The sequence below is a fragment of the Streptomyces sp. NPDC093510 genome (assembly GCF_040683555.1).
GTDB lineage: Bacteria > Actinomycetota > Actinomycetes > Streptomycetales > Streptomycetaceae > Streptomyces.
Window position 1 is genome coordinate 443935 of the sequence record NZ_JBFBEE010000003.1, and the last position, 24500, is coordinate 468434.

Annotated in this window: 21 protein-coding genes and 4 pseudogenes; 12 read left to right on the forward strand and 13 right to left on the reverse strand. The window is 69.2% G+C overall.

The features are described 5' to 3' along the window. Nucleotides 1–16: 16 nt before the first annotated feature. The 3 genes and pseudogenes from AB0N81_RS06730 to AB0N81_RS06740 form a co-directional block, all read right to left on the reverse strand. A pseudogene (locus tag AB0N81_RS06730) lies at nucleotides 17–271 on the reverse strand (hypothetical protein); the annotation flags it as partial. After that, the gene (locus tag AB0N81_RS06735; RefSeq protein ID WP_365356275.1) at nucleotides 268–1953 is read right to left on the reverse strand and encodes a multicopper oxidase family protein; all 1686 of its coding nucleotides are present in this window, start codon (nucleotides 1951–1953) and stop codon (nucleotides 268–270) included. The pseudogene AB0N81_RS06730 and the gene AB0N81_RS06735, both read right to left, overlap by 4 nt. A gap of 144 nt (nucleotides 1954–2097) precedes the next feature. Continuing rightward, nucleotides 2098–2604, reverse strand: coding sequence for a hypothetical protein (locus tag AB0N81_RS06740; protein ID WP_365356277.1), 507 nt, complete (start codon nucleotides 2602–2604; stop codon nucleotides 2098–2100). A 69-nt stretch (nucleotides 2605–2673) separates the two neighbouring features. On the opposite strand from AB0N81_RS06740, the gene AB0N81_RS06745 reads away from it, so the two are divergent. From AB0N81_RS06745 to AB0N81_RS06755, 3 genes are read left to right on the forward strand one after another with little or no spacing between them, the layout of a single operon-like run. Beyond that, nucleotides 2674–4140, forward strand: a complete 1467-nt coding sequence (locus AB0N81_RS06745; protein ID WP_365356278.1) for an APC family permease — start codon at nucleotides 2674–2676, stop codon at nucleotides 4138–4140. Nucleotides 4141–4189: 49 nt separating this feature from the next. Beyond that, complete coding sequence (locus AB0N81_RS06750; protein WP_365356279.1) at nucleotides 4190–4945, forward strand: DUF998 domain-containing protein; 756 nt, start codon at nucleotides 4190–4192, stop codon at nucleotides 4943–4945. Then, the gene (locus tag AB0N81_RS06755; RefSeq protein ID WP_365356395.1) at nucleotides 4942–5739 is read left to right on the forward strand and encodes an alpha/beta hydrolase; all 798 of its coding nucleotides are present in this window, start codon (nucleotides 4942–4944) and stop codon (nucleotides 5737–5739) included. The genes AB0N81_RS06750 and AB0N81_RS06755 overlap by 4 nt, the downstream gene beginning before the upstream one ends. A 255-nt stretch (nucleotides 5740–5994) precedes the next feature. Here AB0N81_RS06755 and AB0N81_RS06760 read toward each other — a convergent pair whose 3' ends face one another. The 4 genes from AB0N81_RS06760 to AB0N81_RS06775 all read right to left on the reverse strand — a co-directional run bounded on the left by AB0N81_RS06760 (nucleotide 5995) and on the right by AB0N81_RS06775 (nucleotide 10622). Continuing rightward, entirely contained in the window at nucleotides 5995–7059 is a 1065-nt protein-coding gene (locus tag AB0N81_RS06760) for a LacI family DNA-binding transcriptional regulator (protein WP_365356281.1), read from the reverse strand. A gap of 121 nt (nucleotides 7060–7180) precedes the next feature. Next, nucleotides 7181–8818 (reverse strand): extracellular solute-binding protein, encoded by a 1638-nt coding sequence (locus tag AB0N81_RS06765; protein WP_365356283.1) that lies wholly within the window; start codon nucleotides 8816–8818, stop codon nucleotides 7181–7183. Nucleotides 8819–8874: 56 nt separating this feature from the next. Then, the gene (locus AB0N81_RS06770; RefSeq protein ID WP_365356396.1) at nucleotides 8875–9738 is read right to left on the reverse strand and encodes a carbohydrate ABC transporter permease; all 864 of its coding nucleotides are present in this window, start codon (nucleotides 9736–9738) and stop codon (nucleotides 8875–8877) included. A 29-nt stretch (nucleotides 9739–9767) separates the two neighbouring features. Next, the gene (locus AB0N81_RS06775; RefSeq protein WP_365356285.1) at nucleotides 9768–10622 is read right to left on the reverse strand and encodes an ABC transporter permease subunit; all 855 of its coding nucleotides are present in this window, start codon (nucleotides 10620–10622) and stop codon (nucleotides 9768–9770) included. A gap of 371 nt (nucleotides 10623–10993) precedes the next feature. Here AB0N81_RS06775 and AB0N81_RS06780 point away from each other — a divergent pair, with 371 nt between their 5' ends. Further along, on the forward strand, nucleotides 10994–11965 hold the full coding sequence (locus AB0N81_RS06780; protein WP_365356398.1) for a hydroxyacid dehydrogenase: 972 nt from the start codon (nucleotides 10994–10996) through the stop codon (nucleotides 11963–11965). 738 nt (nucleotides 11966–12703) lie between these two features. Here AB0N81_RS06780 and AB0N81_RS06785 read toward each other — a convergent pair. Continuing rightward, nucleotides 12704–13327 (reverse strand): DUF305 domain-containing protein, encoded by a 624-nt coding sequence (locus AB0N81_RS06785; RefSeq protein ID WP_365356287.1) that lies wholly within the window; start codon nucleotides 13325–13327, stop codon nucleotides 12704–12706. Nucleotides 13328–13502: 175 nt separating this feature from the next. Next, complete coding sequence (locus AB0N81_RS06790) at nucleotides 13503–14162, reverse strand: DUF3105 domain-containing protein (RefSeq protein WP_365356289.1); 660 nt, start codon at nucleotides 14160–14162, stop codon at nucleotides 13503–13505. A 175-nt stretch (nucleotides 14163–14337) separates the two neighbouring features. On the opposite strand from AB0N81_RS06790, the gene AB0N81_RS06795 reads away from it, so the two are divergent. Continuing rightward, entirely contained in the window at nucleotides 14338–14778 is a 441-nt protein-coding gene (locus AB0N81_RS06795) for an Rrf2 family transcriptional regulator (protein ID WP_365356291.1), read from the forward strand. 42 nt (nucleotides 14779–14820) lie between these two features. On the opposite strand, the gene AB0N81_RS06800 is transcribed toward AB0N81_RS06795, so the two are convergent. Next, a complete protein-coding gene (locus AB0N81_RS06800) occupies nucleotides 14821–16119 on the reverse strand; it encodes a globin domain-containing protein (protein ID WP_365356292.1) in 1299 nt (432 codons plus the stop codon). A gap of 453 nt (nucleotides 16120–16572) precedes the next feature. Here AB0N81_RS06800 and AB0N81_RS06805 point away from each other — a divergent pair, with 453 nt between their 5' ends. The 4 genes and pseudogenes from AB0N81_RS06805 (at nucleotide 16573) to AB0N81_RS06820 (ending at nucleotide 20162) form a co-directional block, all read left to right on the forward strand. Beyond that, nucleotides 16573–17934: a glutamine synthetase family protein gene (locus AB0N81_RS06805; RefSeq protein ID WP_365356294.1), complete on the forward strand. Its 1362-nt coding sequence runs from the start codon at nucleotides 16573–16575 to the stop codon at nucleotides 17932–17934. Between the two features lie 254 nt (nucleotides 17935–18188). Beyond that, a pseudogene (locus AB0N81_RS06810) lies at nucleotides 18189–18371 on the forward strand (HNH endonuclease); the annotation flags it as partial. Nucleotides 18372–18479: 108 nt separating this feature from the next. Beyond that, nucleotides 18480–18986, forward strand: coding sequence for a hypothetical protein (locus AB0N81_RS06815; RefSeq protein WP_365356404.1), 507 nt, complete (start codon nucleotides 18480–18482; stop codon nucleotides 18984–18986). Nucleotides 18987–19352: 366 nt separating this feature from the next. Further along, nucleotides 19353–20162 (forward strand): annotated as a pseudogene (locus tag AB0N81_RS06820) (IS5 family transposase). Here AB0N81_RS06820 and AB0N81_RS06825 read toward each other — a convergent pair. Continuing rightward, nucleotides 20091–20564 (reverse strand): hypothetical protein, encoded by a 474-nt coding sequence (locus AB0N81_RS06825; protein WP_365356296.1) that lies wholly within the window; start codon nucleotides 20562–20564, stop codon nucleotides 20091–20093. The pseudogene AB0N81_RS06820 and the gene AB0N81_RS06825 sit on opposite strands and share 72 nt — an antisense overlap. Nucleotides 20565–20910: 346 nt before the next feature. Beyond that, the gene (locus tag AB0N81_RS06830) at nucleotides 20911–22008 is read right to left on the reverse strand and encodes a DUF1152 domain-containing protein (RefSeq protein ID WP_365356298.1); all 1098 of its coding nucleotides are present in this window, start codon (nucleotides 22006–22008) and stop codon (nucleotides 20911–20913) included. An 82-nt stretch (nucleotides 22009–22090) separates the two neighbouring features. Between AB0N81_RS06830 and AB0N81_RS06835 the strand changes: the two genes are divergently transcribed. After that, nucleotides 22091–22831 (forward strand): GntR family transcriptional regulator, encoded by a 741-nt coding sequence (locus tag AB0N81_RS06835; RefSeq protein ID WP_365356300.1) that lies wholly within the window; start codon nucleotides 22091–22093, stop codon nucleotides 22829–22831. Between the two features lie 197 nt (nucleotides 22832–23028). Further along, nucleotides 23029–23238: pseudogene (locus tag AB0N81_RS06840) on the forward strand (ATP-binding protein); the annotation flags it as partial. A gap of 105 nt (nucleotides 23239–23343) precedes the next feature. Here the strand turns inward: AB0N81_RS06840 and AB0N81_RS06845 are convergent. Beyond that, the gene (locus tag AB0N81_RS06845; protein WP_365356302.1) at nucleotides 23344–23475 is read right to left on the reverse strand and encodes a hypothetical protein; all 132 of its coding nucleotides are present in this window, start codon (nucleotides 23473–23475) and stop codon (nucleotides 23344–23346) included. Between the two features lie 147 nt (nucleotides 23476–23622). Here AB0N81_RS06845 and AB0N81_RS06850 point away from each other — a divergent pair, with 147 nt between their 5' ends. Beyond that, nucleotides 23623–24474 carry a helix-turn-helix transcriptional regulator gene (locus AB0N81_RS06850; protein WP_365356303.1) on the forward strand — a complete coding sequence of 284 codons (852 nt, stop codon included), beginning with the start codon at nucleotides 23623–23625 and terminating at the stop codon, nucleotides 24472–24474. Nucleotides 24475–24500 lie beyond the last annotated feature (26 nt).

Here is a 24500-nt window from a genome sequence, read left to right on the forward strand (position 1 = left end):
GCTTGCCGGGCGCCGCGCCTCTGTTGGTGGCCTGGCCCCTGCGGGCCCGGCCGATGCCGACGAAGCCGAAGACCAGCGCGAGTACGGCGAGCACGCCCGCCGCCCAGAACAGCAGCGGAACCAGCCCGCACAGCACACCGATGATGCCGAGCACGAGGGCGGCGGTACCGAGGCCGTTGCGCATCTGCTGGTGCTGGTGCTGTGGCGGGGGCGCCTGCGGCTGACGCCCCCATTGGAGTGGCGGTGGCCGGCCCGCGGAGCTGCCCGTCAGGTGCGGTAGCCGAGGACCGTCATCATTCCTGCCTCCGCGTGGTACACGTTGTGGCAGTGGATCATCCACAGGCCCGGGTTGTCCGCCTCGAAGTCCACCGTCAGGGTGCCGTTCGGCAGGATGATCGCGGTGTCCTTGCGGGGGCCGTCCGCCGTGCCGACCAGGGCGAAGGTGTGGCCGTGGAGGTGCACGGGATGCCACATCGACGTCGAGTTGGTGAAGGCCAGGCGGACCCGCTCGCCCGCGCGGACGGGGTGGCGCCGGCCGGGGGAGTAGGGCTTCCCGTCGAAGGCCCAGTCGTACGTGGCCATGCCGCCCGTCAGCCGCAGCCCGACCGTGCGGTCCGGCTTGCGGGAGGGCAGGGCCACGGACTCGTGTGCGCGCAGCTTGTCCGCCGTCAGGAGGCGGCCCTTCAACTCCTCGGGACGGGTCGACGCCGTCGGCGCGGCCCCGCCGCCCGTGCGCAGCACCGCCAGCGCCGCCGCCTTCTTGCCCTCGGCCACCGCCGTCAGCGGGAAGACACCGTCCTCGGCGGTGACCAGCACGTCGTACCGCTCGCCCATGCCGAGGAGCAGCGCCTCCGTCTTCGCGTGCCGCACCGGGAAGCCGTCCGTGTGCGTCACCGTCATCTCGTGGCCGCCCAGCGCCACGCGGAAGGCGGTGTCCCCGCCCGCGTTGATGATGCGCAGGCGGATGCGGTCGCCGGGGCGGGCGCGGAACTGCGAAGGCGCCCCGGCCGTACGGCCGTTGATGAGGTAGTGCGGGTAGGCGACATCGCCCGCGTCACCGCCCAGCAGGCCGCTCGTGGCGCCCATCATCATGCGGGAGGGGCCGGACGGGCTGGAGGGGCCGGACGGGCTGGAGGGTGCTGAGTCGGGCACGCCGTGGCCGCCGTGCCCGCCATGTCCGCCGTGGCTGCCGTGCCCTCCGGAGTCCTCGTCGCCCATGTCGTGGTCGGCCATGCCCTTGCTCAGCTCCGCGAGCACGCCGTCCGGGGTCGAGCCGTCCACTCCGTCGACCCAGTCGTCGAGGACGATCACCCACTCCTTGTCGTACTTCAGCGGTTCCCTCGGGTCCTCGACGATCAAAGGTGCGTACAGGCCGCGGTCCTGCTGGGTGCCGGAGTGCGGATGGAACCAGTACGTCCCCGGGTGCGGCACCGCGAAGCGGTAGGTGAAGTCCGCTCCCGGCTTGATGTTCCGTTGGGTGAGGCCGGGGACGCCGTCCATGTCGTTGCGCAGGGCGATGCCGTGCCAGTGCAGGGACGTGGCCTGCGGGAGGTGGTTGGCGAGGGTGAGGGCGAGGGTGTCGCCGGCGGTGACGCGGACCTCCTTGCCGGGGATGCTGTCCCCGTACGCCCACGTCCTGACCGTGGGGCCGCCCAGGTCGAGCTCGGTCTCCAGGGCCGTCAGCCTCACCTCGCGGGTGCGGCCGCCCCTGCCGCGCTTCTTCTCGGCGGCCGCGACCTCCTTGCCCGCCGGGTCCACATAGCCCTCGGGCCCGGACGCGCCGCCCTGGCCGTGACTGCCGTGGCCGCCGCCCGGATCGGTGTCGGAACAGGCCGTCAGGATCCCCGTCCCGGCGACGGCGGCCACGGCGCCGAGCACGGAACGCCGGGAGGGAACGGAGCGTCGGGAGGCAACGGATCGTGACGGGTCGTACGGAGAAGCTTCGTTACGCATGGCTGGGTGACACCTCGTCGTGATGGTGCGTGCAGATGGGCGCATCTGCCGCTTCCGGCGCACCGCTCGACACCCGCGGGGCCCCACAGGAACACGGGAGCACCACGAGTTCGGCGGGCAGCGCGAAGCAGCCGGTGCGCAGGCCTAAATGCGCAGCACCGACAGACGGGAGAGGAGTATCCGGGGCGGCGGCGGGTTGGGCCGCAGGGTGTGGAGGAGCCGCCCGGGTGCGGGCAGATGGGCGAGAGCCCCGCCGGGCCGCAGCAGGCCGGCCCGCAGCAGCAGGATGAGGGTGAAGGCGCCGAGGACCGCCATGCACACGGACAGAGGGTCCATCGCCATCCCGCCGCCGCCGTGCGGTTCGGGCGCGGGACCGGCCGGGGTCGCGGCCACGTCGACGACGCGGTCGCCGTGGTGGTTCGCGATGACAGGGTCCATGTGCCGGCCCCCGGGCCGGAGCTCACCGGCCACGTGACCGCCACCCCCATGCCTCCCGCCGGACCCACCGGACCCGACGGACCCACCGGACCCGACGGACCCGCCGGACCCTCCCGACGGATGCCCCAGCGTGTGCATGGTGACGATCCCGAAGAGCAGCGCGACGAGCAGCAGCAACTGCCCGCACCCCGTGCCGCTCCTCGTCCTCGCCATAGGGCGACCCTACCCCCGCCGGGTATACGGCGACATGCGGGCCCCCGTCGCTCGGACGATCATGAGCGCATGACGAACAAGGACGAACCGGGACAGACCCGTACAGGGACCCTGCCGGAACCGGACCCCGCGATTCCGCGACAGTTCATCTCCTGGGTGACGCTCGCCCTGATGACCACCGCGTCCGTGGCCAGTCTGCGCCCCTCGCCCTCGATGGCCATCTACGGACTGGCCGCCGTCTTCCTCTACCTCCTGCCCGCCGTGGTCTTCCTGCTCCCCACCGCCCTCGTCGGCGCCGAGCTCGCCTCCGGGTGGTCCGGCGGCATCTACCGCTGGGTGAGCGAGGCACTGGGCAAGCCGCTCGGGTTCGTCGCCGTGTGGTGCCAGTTCGCCATGACCATCGCGTACTACCCGAGCCTGCTCGCCTACGTCGCCTCGACGTTCGCGTACGTCGTCCATCCGAGCCTCGCCGAAAACGGCCTCTACGTAGCGATCGTCATCGTCGTCATCTACTGGACGGGCGTCTGGATCACCTGCCGGGGGACCAGGACGGTCGCCGGGCTCTCCTCCCTGGGGCTCGTCATCGGCACTCTCATTCCCGGTGTCGTCCTCGTCGTCCTCGGCATCGTCTTCCTGGGGCAGGGCAACGCCTCCGCCGCGCCGATGAGCACCGACCACTGGCTGCCCCCGTGGACCGGACTCGCCAGCCTCGTCCTCATCGTCAACAACTTCCTGTCCTACGCGGGCATGGAGATGAACGGCGTCCACGTGTCGTCGCTGCGCCACCCCCGCGCCGAGTACCCGCGTTCGATCTTCCTCGCCACCGGCCTCGTCCTGCTGATCTTCATCCTTCCGGCCCTGGCCATCAGCTGGGTCATGCCGTCGGAGGAACTGAGCCTCACCGCCGGTCTGATGCAGGCGTTCCAGGCCTTCTTCGACCACTTCCACGTCGGCTGGATGACGAAGATCGTCGGAATCATGCTGGTCATGGCCGCGCTCGGCGGCATGCTCACCTGGCTCGCGGGACCCGCCAAGGGCCTGGTGACGCTCGCGCGCCAGGAGGGCTATCTGCCGCCCGTGCTGCAGAAGTTCAACAAGGCGGGCGTCCCGCGGAACATCATGGTCGCGCAGGGGGTCGTCACCACGCTGATCGGTGTCCTCTACGCCTTCAGCGACGACGTCTCCAGCGCGTACTGGATGTTCTCCGTCATCACCGTGCAGATCTACCTCATCGCGTACCTCCTGATGTTCGTGGCCGTCGTACGGCTCCGGAAGTCGCATCCGGAGGTGCCCCGCGGCTTCGTGGTCCCCGCCGTGACGCTCGTCGCGTCCGTCGGCTTCGTCGCGTCGCTCGCCGCGCTGGCCATCGGCTTCGTGCCGCCCGACCAGTTCGGGAAGGGGCCGCTCTGGCGCTATCTGCTGATCGTCGGCGGCGGCCTCCTCGCGCTCGGCGTCCTGGCGCCCGCGGCCTTCCTCAAGTACCGCAAGCCCAGCTGGGTCCACCCCGAGCATCGGCCGGCACATGCCCCGAAATAGCACCTGTCCCGCCACGTCCACGTCTTCCTCGACGACGGCAGCCGCCCCCATGGCCTCACAGCAGTCGCGGCAGTGGCAGTGGCAGTGGCAGCGGCGGCCGCGCGGCGACCGGCCCTCCCGGCCCCCCACCGCACGTGCCGTCGCGGTCCTCCTGCTGGCCGGCGCCCTCGCGTACAGCACGTGGTCGGCCGAGGTGTTCGTGCCGACCGGGCTCTCTCCGCGCACGGCGTACGTCAGTGAACTCGCCGCCGAGGACCAGCCGTACGGGACGTTCTTCCGCACCCTGGACTTCCTCGCGGGTCTCCTCGTCCTCGTGGCGGCCGCGTCGGCGCTGCTGCGGCTGCCGCTGCGTGACCGGTGGTCCGCCGCGGGCTGGGCCGGGCTCGCGCTGTTCGGGGCGGCCACGGCTGCCGACTCGCGGCTGCCGCTGAGCTGCGCGGCGACCGCCGACGCCGGCTGCGCCGCGCGGGAACGGGCCGGCGCCGTCCCCTGGACGCACACCGCACACACGGTCAGCAGCAGCCTGGCGGTCGCCGGGGCGCTGATCGGCATGGTGCTGCTCACGGTCGCCGCGCGCCGCCGCGCGGACAGGTGGCCGTCGCTCGCCCGCACCGGGCCGCTCCTCGTCGTCCTCGAACTGGCCGCCACCGGCTGGACGCTGGCGTCCGTCGCCGCGTTCGAGGCCGGGCGGGGGACCTGGGGGCTCGGGATCGGTCAGCGGCTCCAGGTGCTGTCCATCGCGGTGTGGCTCGTGTTGCTCGCCCGGTCGCCGACGTGGACGGCGGGGACGGCGAAGGCGCCGTGACGTTCGTACGCGTCGGGGGAGTGCCGCACCACGTGGAGGTGACCGGGAGCGGTCCTGTGTGCGTGCTGAGCGCGGGCTTCGGGCTCGGCTGGTTCGACTGGGACCCGGTGGTTCCGCTGCTGGCCCCGCAGCGGACCGTGGTCCGCTTCGACCGCCCCGGCCTCGGACTCAGCGGCCACGCGCGCGTGGCGCCCACGCTGCGAGGCGAGGCGGAACGGATGCTGAGAATCCTGGACGCGATCCGGCTCGGCGAGGTGCCGGTGACGGTGGTCGGGCACTCCCTCGCCGGCTTCCACGCCGAGGCGTTCGCGCGGTTGTACCCGGAGCGTACGGAGGGGCTCGTCCTGGTCGACTCCAGCGTGGAGGAGCGGCCGCGCGCACTGCTGCCGCGCGGGGTCCGGGTGGCCGCCACGCGCGCGTGCGGGACGCTGCTGTGCGCGACGGGTCTCCCGAGGGCGGCAGGCCCCACGCTCCGGCGCCTCACGGCACCCACGCCGTGGGCACGGGTGTACGGCAGCAGCCGCGTATGGCGGGCCGCGCTCATGGAGTACGCGACGTACGCGGACGTGGCACGCGAACTCGCCGCCCTGCGCCGAAGCGCGGCCCTGCCGGGCGAGGTGCCGGTGACGGTGCTCGCGGCGTACGAGGGCGGCTCGCGACGCTGGCTCGACCGCCAACAAGCACTGGCCCGCCGCCTCGACGCCACGTTCCACATCACCGAACCGTCGAGCCACCTGGCCATGAGGGACAGCCCGACAGACGTCGCCAAGACAATCCTGACGACAACACCATGACGAACCGCCCCCCGCCCCCCGTCAGGGACGCACTCAACCACGACGGCCCGTCACTGGACACCCGGGCCGGTTCAGGGGCGCGGGGAACTGCGCGATCAACCACAACAAACCCGCACCCGAGGACGGCCCCGTTCAGGGGCGCGGGGAACTGCGCGAGCAACCACGACCGACCCGCACCCGAGGACGGACCCATTCAGGGGCGCGGGGAACTGCGCGATCAACCACGACGGCCCGGCACTCGACAACCGGGCCCATTCAGGGGCGCGGGGAACTGCGCGACCGGACCACCCGCACACTGTCCCGGATCACGATGTGCGTCCCAAGGACATGCCGCTCCTGGCCCGCCGCCGGGGAGCCGGAGAGCGCGCGGCGGACGGCCGTGCGGCCCATCTCCTCCGCGGGGATGTGGACGGTCGTGAGGCCGGGCGTGATGTCGCCGGCCACCGGGTCGTCGTTGTAGCCGACCACCGACATGTCCTCCGGAACCCGCAGCCCGTACTCCCGCAGCGCGATGACCGCCGCCGCCGCGGCCCGGTCGTCGCCCGCGAAGACCGCCGTGAAGTCGGGCTTGCCGCCGGACTTGTCGAGCAGGTCCCGCATGGCGCGGTAGCCGTGGTTCTGCCCGAACCCGACGCCGTGGAGGACGGCGTCGCCGCGCGGCACCCCGTGGTCCGCGAGTGCCCGGAGGTAGCCGGCGAGCCGGTCCTCGCCGGTCGTGTTGCCCGGCTCGTAGCCGAGCAGCGCGATCCGCCGGTGCCCGGCGCCCAGGAGGTGGCTGGTGACGGCGTGGGCGCCCGCTTCGTTGTCGTACTCGATGACCAGCGCCGGCATGTCGGGCGTCGGCGCAGGACGCCCGCACAGGACGAGCCGGGAGCCCGCCGCCGCGAGCGCCTCGGCGTAGCGCGCCATCCGCTGCCGGTACTCGTCGTCCTGGACCGCGCCACCCACCAGCATCACGGCCTCGGCGGCCTGTTCGCGCATCATCTGGACCAGGGCCAGCTCCCGGGCCGGATCGCTGCCCGTGGACGCGACCAGGGTGAGGCGGCCGCGCTGGGCGGCCTCCACCTCCACGCCCTGCGCGACCTGCGCGTAGAACGCCCCCACCACGTCGTACATGAGCACGGCGATCGTCTTGCGGCCCGCGCCCGCCAACGCGCGCGCGTGCGCGTTGGCGACGTAGTCCAGGTCCTTGACGGCGCGCAGCACCTTGGCGCGCGACGCCGTGGACGTCGGGTAGTTGCCCGCGAGCACCCGCGAGACCGTCGCCACCGAGACGCCCGCGCGCGCGGCCACCTCGCGGATGGTGACCCGCTCACCCACTGTGTCTCCCTCAGCTAGCCATCGGCCGACCGCCGTCCGGCGGCCAACCCGCCGGGTCCGGGGCGGAGTTGCCCCCACGGCACCCCGCCCCGGACCCATCATCCCGCGCCCGGCCCCCGGGTCAGTGCGCGGCCTCGTACTCCTTCAGGAACTCCTCGGCGGCCCGCTCGCCGCCCTGCGACCGCCACTTGCGGTAGACGCCGTCCCATTCGGAGAGGCTCTTGCGGCCGGAGACGATCGCCGTGACGCCGTCCTCGATGATCTGCTGCATGGAGGCGCCCTGCCGGTTGTACGTGTCCGACATGAGGCCCCAGTGGTCGTCGGGCACGAGGAGCGGGACGACCTTCTTCTCCCAGGCGTGCAGCCGCTCGGTGAGGTCGGGGAAGCCGGGGAAGTACAGCGGCTGCGGCGCGTCCATGAGGTAGGGGAAGGGGAGGTTGGTCTTGGAGTCGATGAGGCCGAGCTCGGTGGCGACGGGGTCGCCGTCCTTGTTGTACTCGAAGTGGGTGCCCTCCACTCCGTAGTGCATCAGCTCGTACTCCTTGGAGCCGAACGGCGAGGCGAGCCAGTTGAGCACCCGCAGCATGAGTTGGACGCGCTCCTTGGAGGCCTTCTTGACGACGGTGTAGCCGAAGCAGCCGCGGTTCTGCTGGTAGACGGGCGTGGCCCCGTCGACCGTGTAGGGCTCGGCGACATCGAGGGTGAACTCGTCCTTGATGCCCTGGGCGTTGGAGATGGTGGCGCCCCAGCCGTCGGTCATGGAGCGGACGGTCCCGTTGTAGAACTGGGTCTTCAGATCGACCTGGGAGATCGACGTGGCATCGGGGTTGTACGAACCGGCCTTGCGCATCTCGGCCATGTACTCCAGTGCCGCCTTGAACGCGTCGGTCCCGTACATGTCGGTGGCCTTGCCGCCCTTGATCCGCCACTGGTTGGGCGCACCGTGCCACATCGCGTGGTAGAGGTACCCGAAGAAGCCGACCGTGGACGCGCCGAGGGCGGACTTCCTGCCCTGCGAGGCCTCCCTGGCCATCGCCCGGAAGTCGGGCGCGGACATCCCCGGTTCGTACCCCGCCTTGTCGAACGCCTCACGGTTGATGAACATGGCGCCCTGCACCTTGGCGCGCTCGATCGGCAGTCCGTAGATGCGCCCGGCGATACGGCCCATGCCCTCCCAGGCGTACGTGGGGATGTTCGCGAGGTTGGGGTAGTCCTTGATCGCGTCGCCCGACAGGTGCTCGCTCAGATCGACGCACCGCGACTTCACGAACTGCGACTCACGCGGCAGGACGTACCCGCCCCCGAAGTTGATCATGTCGGGCAGGTCGTCGCCCGACATGAGCGTGGACATCTTGGCGCGGAAGTCCGCGTCCGGCACGACGGTGAACTCGACCTCGACGCCCAGCGCCTCGTTGACGGCCTGCCAGTACTCGTTGCGGCCGACGGGCTTCGGCGGGGTGCCGTACGTGATCGTCATGACCTTGATCTTCTGCTTGCCGGTGCCCGGCTTCTCGGCCGTCGCCCGCACCAGTTCCTGGGGGTACTTCGTGTACCCGGGCTGGACGCCCTCGGCGGTCGGCGCGAGGTCGGGGGTGGGGCCCTTCGCCGGCGTGTACTTCGGCCAGGGCACCGCCTTCTTGCCCGCGTTGGCGACGTTGCCGCCGCCGCTGGATCCGGTCGAGCAGGCGGTGAGGACGGACGGGGCGGCCAGGGCGGCGCCGCCGACGGCTATGGAGCGGAGCACGGTACGCCGCGACATCGAGGAACCGGACACGTGAATGAGCCCTTCTGGACGGCTGTCGACTGGTTGAGGTATCAGCTCTTGATGGCGCCGGTGAGCACGCCCTTGGTGAAGTACTTCTGGAGGAAGGGGTAGACGAGCAGGATCGGCACGGTGGCGATGACCAGGACGGCCATCTGCGTCGTCTGCGGGGCGGAGACCAGGCCGGCCTCGCTCAGCCCGGTGTCGGCGATCTGGGAGCCGCCGATGACGTACGTCCGCAGGACCTGCGACAGCGGCCAGTGGCCGGACTCCATGTAGATGGAGGCATGGAACCAGGCGTTCCAGTAGCTCACGGCGTAGAAGAGGGAGACCACGGCGAGCGCCGCCTTGGACAGCGGGAGCACGATCCGCCACAGGATGTGCCAGTCTCCGGCGCCGTCGAGACGCGCGGCCTCGTACAACTCCTCGGGTATCCCCTGGAAGAAGCCGCGCAGCACGATCAGATTGAAGACGTTGATGAGGACGGGCGCGATCAGCGCGGCATAGGTGTCCATCATCCCCATCCCCTTGACCAGCAGGAACGCGGGGATCATGCCGGGCGGGAAGAGGAACGTGAAGAGGATGAGCAGCAGCACGGGCTTGCCGCCGAAGACGCCGGGGCGGGCCAGGGCGTACGCGAGGAAGGTGGTGCACGCGAGCGAGAAGAGCGTGCCGACGACCGTGAGCCCGACGCTCACGCCGAGTGCCTTGGTGACGATGCCGCCGTCGAGGATGGTCCGGTAGGCGCGCAGCGTCGGATCGCTCGGCCACAGCACCCAGCCGCCGTTGTCCACGACCTCCTGGTTGGAGGCGAGCGACGTCGAGATGATGACGAGGAACGGCACGAGCACGAGCGCGAGGACGACCGTCACCGCGACCGCCTTGGCGGCCTTGGTCGCGAACCGCGGCTTCTCCATCCAGGCGGGCCTGGTGACATGTCCGGCACTCACTTGTAGACCCCCTGCTCGCCGAGTCGGTGGGCGATCCGGTTGGCGGTGAAGACGAGCGCCGCGCCGACGACGCCCTTGAACAGCCCGGCGGCCGCCGCGTATCCGGTGTCGCCGCCGACGATTCCCTGCCAGAAGACGAAGGTGTCGAGGACCTCGCCGACCTCAGGGCCGACCGACTGCCGTTGCAGCAGCATCTGTTCGAAGCCGACCGAGAGGATGTCGCCGAGCCGCATGATCAATAGCAGGATGATGATGGGCCGGATGCTGGGCAGCGTGACGTGCCAGAAGCGCCGCCAGGGCCCGGCCCCGTCGATCGCCGAGGCCTCGTACAACTGCTCGTCGACCTGCATCAGCGCGGCGAGGAAGATGATCGTCCCCCACCCGGCGTCCTTCCAGATCACCTCGACGACGACGAGCGGCTTGTACGCGTCCGGATTGCCGATGATGTCGACGGTGTGCAGCCCGGAATCACTGAGGAAGGTGTTCAACAGGCCGGTGTCACTGAGCACTTGCTGGAAGAGAGCCACCACGACGACCCACGACAGGAAGTGCGGCAGATAGATCACGGACTGCGTGAAACGACGCAGCAGATCCGAGGTCAGACTGTGCAGGAGCAGGGCGAGCGCCAGCGGTGCCGGGAAGAAGAACACCAGTTGCAGCACGGCGATGAACAGGGTGTTCCACGTCGCGTGCCAGAAGTCCGGGTCGCCGAACATCCGTGAGAAGTTCTCCGTGCCCACCCACGGACTGGCCCAGAGGCCGTCGAAGGGCACGTACTCCTTGAAGGCCACGGCGTTGGCGACGAACGCTCCGTAGTGGAAGACCAGGAAGTACGCGAGCCCGGGCGCCATGAGCAGCACGAGGAAGCGCGTGCGCCGAAACCGTTTCCACAACGTATCGCGCCCCGACTTACTACCTTCTGACCCGGTATCACGCCTGCCGGGCGGTGTCACCGCCTCGGTTTCCGCCCGGTCCTTCGTCACCGTCGGCACGGCAACCCCTCCGTCGTCGGAATAAGGTGCCCGGAATCTAAAGCGGTTACTTCGCCCGGTCAACCCCCCTTGCCTCGCTGTCTCTTGACCACTCTCCCGGATTGGTCCTAGCCTCCAGGCGCTGGTTGGTAACCGGTTACTACGAGGGACGGTCACGCGTGGCAGATCAGGCAGAGCGGGCGGATCGGCGGGAGCGGAACGGCGCAGGACCACCGGTCGCGGCCCTGGCCATGGGCGTCGAGGTCGCGGAGCGCGTGTTCACACCGGACCTGCGCGAACGACTCGCCCGCAGCGTGCGGCTGGCCCCGCCGCTCCTCTCCGGAACCCTCACGACACCCGAGGCGACGGCAGTCCTCGACGAGACGGAAGTCCTGGTCACCGGCTGGGAATGCCCGCCCCTCACCCCGGAGATCCTCACCCGCGCCCCCCGCCTGCGCGCCGTCGTCCACGCGGCGGGCTCCGTCAAACCGATGGTGACGGAGGCCGTCTGGGACCGCGGCATCGTCGTCTCCTCGGCGGCGGACGCCAACGCGGATCCAGTGGTGGCCTTCACCCTCGCGGCGATCACGTTCGCGGCGAAGGGGGCGCTGTCGACGTCCTCCGCGTACGCGGCCGGGTGGCCGCCGTTCACCGGGCGCACCGGAGCGGACGCGCGCACGATCGGCGTCATCGGGGCGTCCCGGATCGGCCGCCGGGTGATCGCGGCGCTCCGGGCGTCGGACGCGGGCTTCCACCTCCTCCTCACGGACCCCTATGTCGCCCCCGCCGAGGCGGCGGAGCTGGGCGCGGAACTCGTGGAACTGCCCGACCTGTGCGAACGCAGCAGCATCGTCACGGTCCACGCGCCCCAACTCCCCGAGACGCGGGGCCTCCTCAACGCCGACATGCTCAAACTCATCCCGGACGGCGGGGTCGTCATCAACACGGCACGCGGGTCGCTGGTCGACACGGAGGCGTTGGCGGGGGAGTGCGGGGCGGGGCGCCTGGACGCGTTCCTCGACGTCACGGACCCCGAACCGCTGCCTCCGGGCCACGCGCTGCTCCGCCTGCCGAACGTGCTGGTGACCCCGCACATCGCGGGGGCGCAGGGAAGCGAGGTGCGCAGGCTCGGGGAGTACGCGGTGTCGGAGGTCGAACGCTACGTGGCCGGGGCGCGGCTCCGGGGTCGCCTCCTACGGGAGGACCTGCCGCGCATGGCCTGACGTCACCTGGCCCCTGGGCCCCGAGCACCCCCTCGGCACCCGGCGACGCCCTGCCGGGGGCTGGGAGGGGGTGTTCCCGCGACGTCCCGCCGGGGGGGTTGGGTGGGGGGTGTTCCCGCGACGTCCTGCCGGGGGGCTGGGTGGGGTGTTCCCCGTGACGTCCCGCCGGGAGGGGCTGGGTGGGATGTTCCCTGCGACGTCCCGCCGGGGGCTGGGTGGGGTGTCCCCCGCGACGACCCGCCGGGGTAGGGGCACCAAGCCCGCCGCTTCGCGGCGGATGTTTCCCACCCACCCACCCGTTTGCCCCGCGACGCAGTTGCCAGGTAGGAGCAGGGGGGGCGGCCGCCACCGGGTCGCAGCCGCGCAACCGGCCCGAGGCCGCGGAGGGTTGGGCACATGCACCCCCACCGGGCCGCAGCCGCGCAACCGGCCGGAGGGGACGTGGGGGTATGTGCGCACGGAGCACCGAGCACACTGTGGCGCCTTTGGACTTGAGGCGTGACGCAGGGATAGCGAGTACGTACATACCCCCACGGCCCCGCCCCACAACGCAACAGCAGGCGAGCCCCGCGCGCACGCGCAGACGCCCACGGACCCGCCCCCAACCGAACAGCAGGCGGGACCCCCGCGTACACGCAGACGCCCGCGGACCCACCCCCCCCCCCAACCGAACAGCAGGCGAGCCCCACGAGTACGTGCCGGAGGCCCCCGTAACCCCGCCCAGGCACAGCGCCAGCGTCACGGCTTGGCGCCGCGCTCCTTGAGCAGCGTCGACATCAGCGCAATCTCCGACTCCTGAGACTCCACCATCCCCCGAGCCAACCGCCGCTCCACGGACACCTCGCACCGCTCCACACACCCCTGCGCCATATGCACCCCACCCCGATGGTGCCGCGTCATCAGCCGCAGGTAGAGCACTTCCGCCTTCTTGCCGCTCAGCTTCCCCAGCCGGTCGAGCTCCGCCCTAGTCGCCATCCCCGGCATCAGCGCCCCGTCCTCACCCGGCGGCACGTCCCCCATGCCCATCCACTCCATGGGCGCCCCGTCCGGCACCTTCGGCAGCTCCCACAGGTCCAGCCACCCCAGCAGCATCCCGCGCTGGTTGGCCTGGGTCTGCGCGATGTCGTACGCGAGCCGCCGCACCTCTTCGTCGTCGGTCCGGTCCCGCACGATGTACGACATCTCCACGGCCTGCTGGTGGTGGACGGCCATGTCCCGCGCGAACCCCGCGTCGGCGGACGAACTCGCGGGCGTACCCCCGGAGTCGGAGGAGCCCGTGGCGGCCACCGCCGCCGTGATACCGCCCCCGGCGACGACCGCGGCGACGACGCCCCCGACGATCCAGTTGGTACGCCGCCTCACAACAGACCCCACTCCACCGCGCCCACCACACGCACAGCGCGACCCGCGCCGCCCCCGCTCACCGAGCCGCCCTCACGCACCGCGCCCACCACACGCACAGCGCGACCCGAGCCACCCCCGCTCACCGAGCCGCCCCCACGCACCGCGCCGACCCCACGCACCGCACCGACCCCCCTCACTGCCCCATCCCACTCGTGCACGCCGCCCCCGGCTCCGGCGTCTGCTTGCCCTGGACGTACTTGGAGAAGAACTCCTTGACCTTGGGGTCGTCCGCGCCGGAGACCGTCCGCTGGTGCGCCCACGCGGTCAGCATGACGGGGTCCTTCTGGTCCTTGACGGGGCTCATCAGCGAGTACGGCGTGGCCTTGACCTTCGCCTCGAGCTTCTTCAGGTCGGCTGGCTGCGCCTTGTCGTTGTACGTGACCCAGACGGCACCGTGCTCCAGGGAGTGCACGGCGTTCACCTCCGGGATCTCCTTCTTGTAGACGTCGCCGTTGCAGTTCATCCACACCTGATTGTGGTCCCCGCCGACGGGTGGCGTCATGGGATAGTCCACGGTCTTCGCGACGTGCGTACGGCCGAGCTTGCCCCAGACCTTCTCGCCGTCCGCGGACACCTTGTACTTCGGCCAGCCCTTCGCGTCGTCCTTGGAGTCGGAGTCGTCGGACGTCTGGGAGAAGAGGAAGAAGCCGCCCACGCCGAGCGCCGCGACGACGACCGCGCTGACCGTGATCATCAGGACCCGGCCCCGGCGGTCACGTGCGCGATCCGCCCGGCGCATCTCCTCTATCCGGTCCTTGCGGGAAGCCTTGCTCGTGTTCTTGGCGGAACCCATGGTGTGTCCTTCTGCGAAAAGGGACGGACGGGGACGACGAACGAGTCCGCTGATCGTAATGCGAGGGGGGCCGCCACCACAGGGCGTCGCGGGACCGTCCTCGGATCCAGGACGCCGACGCGAAGGCCGGACGAAAAATTTGAGCCAGGGATGCGCATTACCTACGCTCGGAGGCATGCGGCTCATGCGATCCACCGACCTGGCGCTGCGCACGCTCATGCGCCTGGCTGTGGTGAGCGGAGCGGCCCCCACGACGCGCGAGGTGGCCGCCGACATGGCGGTGCCGTACACCCATGAGGCGAAGGTCGTCGCCGAGCTCCAGAAGATGGGGCTGTTGGAGGCCCGCCGGGGCAGGGGCGGCGGCCTCGCGCTGACCGAGGCGGGACGCGGTGCGTCGGTCGGCGCGCTGGTGCGGGCCTTCGAGGGCACGGGCGACGTGGTGGACTGCGAGGGCGGCACCCCCTGCCCGCTGAACTCGGCGTGCCGCCTGCGGGACGCGCTGCGCACGGCGCAGGAGGCCTTCTACACCTCGTTGGACGGTCTGACGGTGGCGGACATCGTGGCGGCACCGACGGGCCCGCTGCTCCTGAACATCACGCCCCGCACGAACACCTGATCCCCAAGCCCCCCAAGCCCCCCGCGGCACCTGTCGCCCCGCCTACCCCTGCGCAAGCCACAGATCAGGCCCGAACACTTCATAGTGGATGTCCGCGGCAGCGACCCCGCGCTCGATCAGCTGGGTGCGTACCGTCCGCATGAAGGGCAGTGGCCCGCACAGATACGCCCGCGTGCCCGGAGCGACGGAGGGCACCGCCGCCAGGTCGACGAGGCCCGTGAGTTCCGATGGGTGTCCCGCGTCCGGCCGCTCGTAGAAGAAGTACGCGGTGCCGTCGGGGAGTTTGGCGGTGTACGTCTCGTGATCGGCGCGCAGCGCGTGCTCGGCGGGAGAGCGGTCGGCGTGGACGACGGTGACGGGCGCGCGGTGACCCCCGGCGGCGAGCTGCTCCAGCATGGCGATCATCGGCGTGACGCCGATCCCCGCGGAGGCGAGCAACAGCGGAACGCCCCCGTCGTTCCCGTCCGCCCCGTCGGCCTCGTCGAGGACGAGATCCCCGTACGGCGGGGAGACCCGCAGAACGTCCCCTTCGCGCACACGCGCATGCAGGTGGTTCGAAACCTCCCCCTCAGGAACCCCAGCCCCAGCCCCAGCCCCTGCCCCTGATCCTGCTCCCACCCCAGCCCCCGCCGGCACCCGCTTCACACTGATCTGCCGCACATCAGAGCCGAAGCCATCGGCCATGGCCGCCGCCCCGACCCCACCCGACAAGCTGTACTGCCGTATCTGACGCGCCCCGTCGTCGAGTTGGACCTGGACGGACACGTACTGCCCCGCGCGAAAGCCCGGGACGGGCGCACCGTCGACGGGCCGCAGCCGGAACGTGGCGACGTCGTCCGTCTCCTCGACGCGCTCCACGACCTTCCACTCGCGCCACGTGCCGTCGCCCGCGGTGACGCCCTGTTCGGCGTAGAGGCGGGCCTCGATGGCGATGAGGGCGTTGGCCATGAGCCAGTAGACGTCGTTCCAGGCGGCGGCGACCTCGGGCGTGACCGCGTCGCCGAGCACCTCGGCGATGGCGGCGAAGAGGTGCCGGTGCACCGTCTCGTACTGGTCGGCGGACACGCCGAGCGAGGCGTGCTTGTGCGCGATGCGGCTCAGCATGACGTCGGGCCGCTCGTCGGGGTGCTCCACCAGGTGGACCGCGAAGGCGGCGATGGAGCCGGCCAGGGCCTGGCGCTGGGTCCCGGCGGCCTGGTTGCCGCGGTTGAACAGGTCCCGCAGGAGCTCCGGGTGGGCTTCGAAGAGTCGTTCGTAGAACCGTTCGGTGATCTCGCCGATGGCGGCTGCGACGACGGGCAGGGTGGCGCGGACGGTCGCGGCGGACTGCTCGGACAGCAACGGGACTCCTCGGCTCCGGGGAGATGCGCAGAGGGATACGCCTCCCTTGTCTGTTTTCAGAAGGTAGAAAACTTGCATATCAGATGCAAGTTAAGAATGGGGGGATGGGATGAGGGCTGGGAGATGGGCTGGGGAGATGGACTGGGGACAGGGGCTGGGGAGAGGGGAGGCGGGAAGAGATCGACGGCCCGCTGTTACCGAGCCGCCGATCAGAAGGCACTATGGGCACAGAGCACGGGCGCCGAGCTCGGGGACAGGGCGGCAGGCGGGTCGGTAGCCGGAGCGGCACGCCGCCCGGCACGGCCCGGCACGCTCCGGTACGACCCGGCACGGCGCGGTGCCCGGCGGCGTCCGCAACGCGCTTGAAACCGCGGAGTGGGATGCTCGGGTACCGATGTGTCCCGAGGCGCGGGCGCAGGTGGCCTGACCAGCAAGGATGGGTGGAAGCGGAAGATGAACAAGCAGCAGGAATTCGTGCTCCGTACATTGGAGGAGCGCGACATCCGGTTCGTGCGCCTGTGGTTCACGGACGTCCTCGGCTTCCTGAAGTCGGTGGCCGTGGCCCCGGCCGAGCTGGAACAGGCCTTCGACGAAGGCATCGGCTTCGACGGCTCGGCTATCGAGGGCTTCGCCCGGGTGTACGAGTCGGACATGATCGCCAAGCCGGACCCCTCCACTTTCCAGGTGCTGCCCTGGCGCGCGGAGGCCCCGGGCACGGCCCGCATGTTCTGCGACATCCTGATGCCGGACGGCTCCCCGTCCTTCGCGGACCCGCGCTACGTCCTGAAGAGGGCTCTCGCCAAGACCTCCGATCTGGGCTTCACCTTCTACACCCACCCCGAGATCGAGTTCTTCCTCCTGAAGGACAAGCCGCTGGACGGCTCGCGGCCCACCCCCGCCGACAACTCCGGCTACTTCGACCACACCCCGCAGAACGTGGGCATGGACTTCCGCCGCCAGGCCATCACGATGCTCGAGTCCATGGGCATCTCGGTGGAGTTCAGCCACCACGAGGGCGCCCCCGGCCAGCAGGAGATCGACCTCCGGTACGCCGACGCGCTCTCCACGGCCGACAACATCATGACCTTCCGCCTGGTCATGAAGCAGGTCGCGCTCGAACAGGGCGTCCAGGCCACCTTTATGCCGAAACCGTTCTCCGAGCACCCGGGTTCGGGCATGCACACGCACCTCTCCCTCTTCGAGGGGGACCGCAACGCGTTCTACGAGTCGGGTTCCGAGTACCAGCTCTCCAAGGTCGGCCGCTCCTTCATCGCGGGCCTGCTGCGGCACGCCGCGGAGATCTCGGCCGTCACCAACCAGTGGGTGAACTCCTACAAGCGCATCTGGGGCGGCTCCGAGCGCACCGCGGGCGCGGGCGGCGAGGCCCCCTCGTACATCTGCTGGGGCCACAACAACCGTTCGGCCCTCATCCGCGTCCCGATGTACAAGCCGGGCAAGACCGGCTCGGCGCGGGTCGAGGTCCGCTCGATCGACTCCGGCGCCAACCCTTACCTGACCTACGCGGTGCTGCTCGCCGCCGGCCTCAAGGGCATCGAGGAGGGCTACGAACTCCCGCCGGGCGCCGACGACGACGTGTGGGCGCTGCGCGACGCGGAGCGCCGCGCGCTGGGCATCGAGCCGCTCCCGCAGAACCTCGGCGAGGCCATCGCACTCATGGAGAAGTCCGAACTGGTCGCCGAGACGCTCGGCGAGCACGTCTACGACTTCTTCCTGCGCAACAAGAAGCAGGAGTGGGAGGAGTACCGCTCCGAGGTCACCGCGTTCGAACTCCGCAAGAACCTGCCGGTGCTTTAGGCGCAGGTCAGAGCGAACTTCCTCGTGACATGAGGCGTGGGGTCGACGGACGTGGGTCGTCGACCCTCGCTCGTTTCCCCCGGTCGTGTTGCTCCTGCGACGGCTGGAGGTCGAGGGCGCATCGCTTGGGCGGAGATGATGTCGCTGGACGATAACTACGTGCCGGAGTTACCGGAAGGCGAGCGCTCGATCGTTGCTGCGTGCTTGAATCGCCTTGCGCGAGTGAAGGTGCGATTGACCATTCGGGGGAAAGCGTGCGAGAAAGCCGTGAAAAGATCGAGGCTGCGATTAAGAGGGAGGTTCGGCAGAGGTGCGGCTTCGGGTGCGTAGTATGCGGAAAGCCATTTTACGAGTACGATCACATCACTGAATACAGTACGGTGAAGGAGCATGAAGCGGACAATCTCACGCTTCTGTGTCCGGACCACCACGCCGAGAAGACCAGAAGGCTACGATCTGTCGCTCAGGTGAGAGCCGCCAACGCTGATCCATTCAATAGGCGAATGGGCTCATCAAGCCCTTATAAGCTGGCGTACGGTGGAGCTGTGAGCAAGGTTTCGATCGGATCGAACACCTTTGTGCAGACCATGGGATCAGTCAGTGAACCACTGGTCTTGAATGGTGAACCACTTGTGAGAGTCCGCACTGAGAGCGGAAACCTCCTCGTGAGTGCAAAACTCTTTGATGCGTCGGGAGCTGTCATTCTGACCATTGATGACAATGAGCTGAAATATAATACAGGGATCTGGGACGTAGAGTTTGTTTCCGACAGGCTGGTCGTTCGGGAAGCTCATCGCAAAGTCATTGCCAAAATTGTCTTCTCTCCGCCTGACTCCATCACTGTGGAGCGCGCCTATTTTGCGCATGAAGGGCTGTCGGTGCAGGTGACTGCGCGCGAGATCCTGTACAGGACGAAAAGCGGAAAGCTGTCACTCTCCGGCAATAAGGTCCTGGATGTTCCATATCCTCGTGGCGTCGTGCTGACAGATGAGCACCACGACGAGGTGGTTAACTTGCCCGCCGCCATCAATCTTCCCGTTAGAATCGGGTAGCGGGCCGACGTTTACATGTGTCGGCCCGCTACCATGGCGGGTCCTGGCTGCAGGACCCTGAGTGCTTGTAAAGGCAGTCCACGGCCTTCCGGGCTCGCACGTCACTACTCGGCATCAGGTCTTTATAGACCCTGATCCGTAAGCCCGGATCGTTGTGCCCAAGGTAGTTACTCAGAGCCTTGCACGTTGGATCACTGACTACCCGGAGCTGGCCCTGGGCGAACCGTTCGGGGTCGAACGGCGACGCCCCGACGCCTATGGCATCACGGGAAAGCCCGAGAATCTCGATCCCAACAGCGACCTGGCCGGCGGCTGGGGCAACGACAGTCGCAGAGGAATTCGGTATCGACCCAACCACGGTCGCTGATGCGGGCTCAACCCACAGCACGGCATGAGCGGCCGTGGATCGTGGATGATGAACTGTGGGAGCTGATCGAGCCGTTACTGCCGGCCTGGCTCGAGTGGTCGCCGGGGCCGAAGCCGGTGGACGACCGACTGTGTTTGCAGGGGATCCTGTACGTCCTGGTCAACGACATTTCCTGGCAACTCCTGCCGCTGAAGCCGGGGTTCGGCTCTGGACGGACCTGCTGGCGCCGACTGGGCCGCTGGCAACAGGCCGGGGCCTTCGACCGGCTGCACCGGATTCTGCTTGCGAAGCTGCACTCGGCCGACGAACTCGACTGGTCGCGTGCGTGCGTGGATGGCTCCCATATCCGTGCGAAAAAGGGGGGCCCGCGACCGGTCCGTCACCGGTCGACCGGGAGAGGAGCAGCAGACACCACCTGGTCTGCGATGGCAACGGCACCCTGCTCCGAGTCATCACCACCGCCGCGAACGTCAACGACATCACGCGGGCCCTCGCCCTGCTCGATGGCATCCCGCCGGTGATCGGACGCCCCGGCCGCCCCCGCAGTCGCCCCGATGCCATGCTCGGCGACAAGGCGTACGACTCACGGGCCGTGCGCCACGAGCTCAGCCGACGCCGGATCCTGCCCGTGATCTCCCGCAAGGATTCGCCGAACATCAAGGGCCTCGGCAAGCTTCGATACGTCGTCGAGCAGACCATCGCCCTGCTCCACCGTCCGGTGGGAGCGGCGCATCGAACTACACGACGCCTTCCTCTCGGTGGCCTGCAGCCTCGTCTGCTGGAGACGCTTCAAGAAGGCCAACTCGTGACGTGCCCTTCTTCTTGCTACGGCGATGGATGACGGCCAGTCGTGCGGAGTGGGCCAGGCAGAGGACGGCCAGGACGGGGAGGGCGATCAGGGTGGGGTTCACCCAGGCCGGGACTAGGTCGTAGCCCGCGTGGCACTTTTCGTGCAGCGGGTACCACCGCCCGAATTCGCCGAAGTGTGCACTGCGGTACGCCGAGTCGTAGGCCTGGCCTGCGCTGTGGCATTCCTCTTCCGTGTCCAGCCCACCGGCCAAGGCGCCGATGAGGTAGATGATCCCGGTCCCCAGCAGAAGGAACACGGCGGTCACGGCGAACCAGACGGAACTGCGCCGCCACGTTCCGGCGAACAGCGGGTAACACCAGAGCCCAATTAGGACCGGCACGAGGATCAAGGTGATGCTCATGGAGTAACTCTGCCCGTTCTTCCTGCCCTACCTGGCCCCCGCCGCCCGCTTCGCGATCTGCCTGCGGTAAGTCGAGCAGATCTTCGTCCTGCTCCACCCGGTCAAGCACCTCGCCGTCCGGTGGGAGCGGCGCATCGAACTACACGACGCCTTCCTCTCGGTGGCCTGCAGCCTCATCTGCTGGAGACGCTTCAAGAAGGCCAACTCATCCTGTTACGAGCTCTCAGGGAAGGAACACTGCCACCCATCACCTTCAAGCACACGCCTTCGGAGGCCAGGTGCATCTCAGTCGTCCGTGCAGTCAGAGCGGAGCGAGCCACCTTGAATCAGTGGAGAGAGTTCCAACTCAGGCGTCGCGTGAGATGTGCCAGAGAGGTGCTTCGTACTGGAGTGGGCGACGGTTGATCAGCAAATCGCGGAGAGGCTGTCGTTGTTTGCCGTCGAAGCCCAGGGCTTCGGTGATTCTGCGGAAGGTCGTGTGCGTGATGCCGCGTCGGCGGGCGTCTGCCTCGAACTCGGCGAGGCGGCGGAGTGTCAGCGTGGGATCGATCTCGTGGGGCGGTTGGGTCGCGAGTCGATTCGCCTTGTTGCGCTCGTAGTCGATCTCCGAGTAGCCGCAGATCTCTCGGCTGCGCTGCTCCGCCTGGGCGAGGGTTTTCGTGGTGAGGAGAGCGCGGGCCAGCTCGTTCCGCTGCAACGCTTCGTCCAGGGCCGCTTCGTGGAGGATGGCGCTCTGGTCGGTGAGCGGGACCGGTAGGCCGGCGTCTCTGACTTCGCACAGGCCTCGGACTCCTCGGGCCGCGGCGGCCAGCATGCCCGTGGCCTCGGAAGGGTGCCATTCCAGTACCGAGCTGATCAGTGCGATGTGTTTGCTCGTAAATGTCAGGACCGGTGGGCCCGTGCGGTCGGTCAGGTCTTCGGCCGGTATCTCGCCGTCCAGCCCTGGGCCAGCAATCAAGAGCCGGACCGGAGCGTCGAGTTGGGAGCACGCGGAAAGCGTGAGCGCGTCTGCGAGGGGGCTGCGAAGTGTGGGCTCGTCGCCCTTGGCGAGGATGTCGCCGCCGACGTCCATGAGGTCGATGGACTCGGGGTTCAAGTGGTGTATCAGGGACGTGAGTTGGCGCACTATTCCCTCGGCGCCGTGCTGGGGGTCGAGCAGCGCGAAGGTGTGGGGGAGTTCGCTCGCCAGTCGGGGGAGCGTGGAGCCGGCCGGTGCGATCGGCCTTGCGGTCGGCGGGACCGTCCAGACGCTTGGCGTGAGAGGGGCCAGCCCCGTGAAATCGTCCGGCCCTCGGGGGCCCGGCAGCGGGTCGATGAGCAGCCGGTCCCACGCGTACGTGAGAATCACCGCTGGACTTCCGCTGTCCCCGTACAAGGCTGCGTCGACTGCCGCCGCGGCGACGGCGTCGCCCCCTCCTCCGGCTGCCACGATCAGGCGTGTCACCCGCGTCAGCGTAGGCGTTCGCGTATTGGCCACTCACCCTATAGTGGCCACTGGCCATAGCCACTTAGCAAGGGGAGATCCGATGCCGCAGATCGAAGAGGCCCAGCCCAAGTACCTCCAGATCGCACACCACATCCGCGATCAGATCCTGCGGGGCGACCTGAGGCCCGGCGACGAGGTTCCGTCCGAACGGCAACTCGCCGCCGCCTGGACGGTGTCACGGCCGACGGCGGCTCGATCGCTGGAGGTGCTGAGTCATCAGGGACTGGTCGAGAAGCGGCAAGGATCGGGTACCTACGTCCGCGGCCTTGCCCTCAATCGCCGGGCTCGGGAGCTCTACGGGCGCGCGAGGCAGACCGGAAAGATCTACACGCCCGGTGAATACGCGGTGATCACCTCGGCGGGTTGGCTGGAGGCTCCTGAGCATGTGGTCGAGGCCCTGAGTCTGTCGCCCGGGTCCCGTGCCGTTCATCGCCGCCGCGTGACCAAGGACGCGTCCGGGCCGATCGCGATCTCCACCTCGTGGTTCAGCGGCGATGTGGGTGAGCATGCGCCCAAGCTCCTCGATCCCGAACGCATTCAGGAGGGCACCCTCATGTACGTCGAGAACGTGACAGGTCGCCAAGGGAGTTACGCGGAGGATCGGATGTGCGCTCGACTGGCGACCGAGGACGAGGTCTCGGACCTCGAACTCGCCGCTGGGGACGCTGTCTTGGTTTGCCGTCACGTTGTCTATGACGTGCAGGATCGCCCCCTGGAGTTCGCTGAGGCCACGTATCCGCCTGGCCGTTGGGCGTTCGAGCAGGGTTACCCGATCGGTTAGAGAACCCGCTCTGCGACGCGAACCGCTTGTGACCTCAAGTGGCCAATGCCACTATCCGGTAAGTGGCTAAGGCCACTTCACAGGAGGAGTGGTGCTCATGACGGATGTGTGTGGCCGGCCGGAGGGAGCTTGCCCGCTCGGGGGCATGACTCTCTATCCCGTGCCCGAGTCCGTGGCTCGGGCACGGGATAGAGAGAGTGCGCGTCGAATGGTGGCGTGAGGGAGAAGCCCTGGGAGTCGACGTGCGCAATCCGGGGTTTCCGGCTGACGTCCGGCGACGCGATCCTGATGCGGATGACGCGCATGGGAGAGGGCTACTCCTCGTCGATGCGCTGTCCGACTCCTGGTGCGCCGGACCCAGCCGTTTCGGTGGCACTGTCGTCTCCTTCAGGGTCGATGCGGCTTGGAAGCCGAGTCAGAGGAGTCTTACGCCGGCGTGGGCGCGGACGGCCGGTGGGGGCCCCGCGGGGAGCGGGCCCCGCTCCCCGCGGGGCTCCGCGAGAAACCCCCGCTCACCGGCGCATGATCAGAACGAGGACGGTCACCAGGCTCGCGCCGACGAGTAGTGCCGCTCCCAGTTCCGCTTTGTGCAGAGCCGCGTAGGTGCCCAGTGCCCCCACCAGCAGCAGGACCAGGGCTCGCAAGCTCGTTTCCTCGTGCACCGAGAACCTCCGTGTCGATCGCCTTGTTCCGATGACTTCAGCAGGAACGGGAGAGTTCATGGGGCTACCTGAGCTTTGAACTCCGAAGCGGAGTGCTCTGAAGGGGAGTGGGGTGCAGTAGTGCAGGGGATGAAGCGGGGGGAGCTGCCCGATCCGGCCGCGGTGTCGTCCGTGGCCGGACTTGCGGCCGCGGCCAAGGCGTTCGTCGCGGCGCTCGGGCTGAAGCAGAACCAAGTGGCTCAGCGCAGCGAGTTGTCCGAGGGCACGATCTCGGGCCTGTTCAAGGGGCGGTCATGCCCGCGCGAGGACACCTTCGAGCGGTTCATCACCGAGGGGTGCGGCCAACCGTGGAAGCCGTGGCACGAGGCGTGGGTCCGGGCGTATTCGGAGCGTCGGCGGCCGTCGTCCAACGATCTCGCCGCTGAGGTGGAGGAACTGCGCGCACGGGTCGAGGAGCTGGAAACGGTCGTCGACGGCCTGAGCACCGTGGCGCGCGCGCAGGCACGGACGCCGGCGCAGGCGGACGGCGTGAACGACTGGGCCCGGCAGTCGCGCCGCCAGCAAGGAGCACAGTTCCTGGCGACGGTCGGACCTGCCGACTTTCCCGTCGTGTCAGGGCTGACCGCCACGGTGCTGCATGTCGCCGAGGTGGACGAGTTCCTGGGGAAGGTCAAGGAGCTGGCCCTCCAGGACATGGCGGAACTGTCCGTCTTCGTCCTGACCCACGCCGGATCGTTCTCGCCCGTCCTCGCGGACGAGCACTGGGACACCGGTTACGACGAGGTGACCGTCGACGCGTACGTGAGGCGCCTCAGACACGAGGTCGTACGCCACCTCGGAGTCGCCGTGCCGCCGGCGGAAGCGCCCGCGCAACGTGCTGCCTGGCTCGCGAAGGACCCGTGGGCGGAGCGCCCTACCGGTGGGTCGCTCCCGGCCGTGGAGAGTCACAGCGCGTGGGTCAGCGACGAACCGCCCTTCTGAGGGGCAGGGCCGTCCGGCAGGGCCGT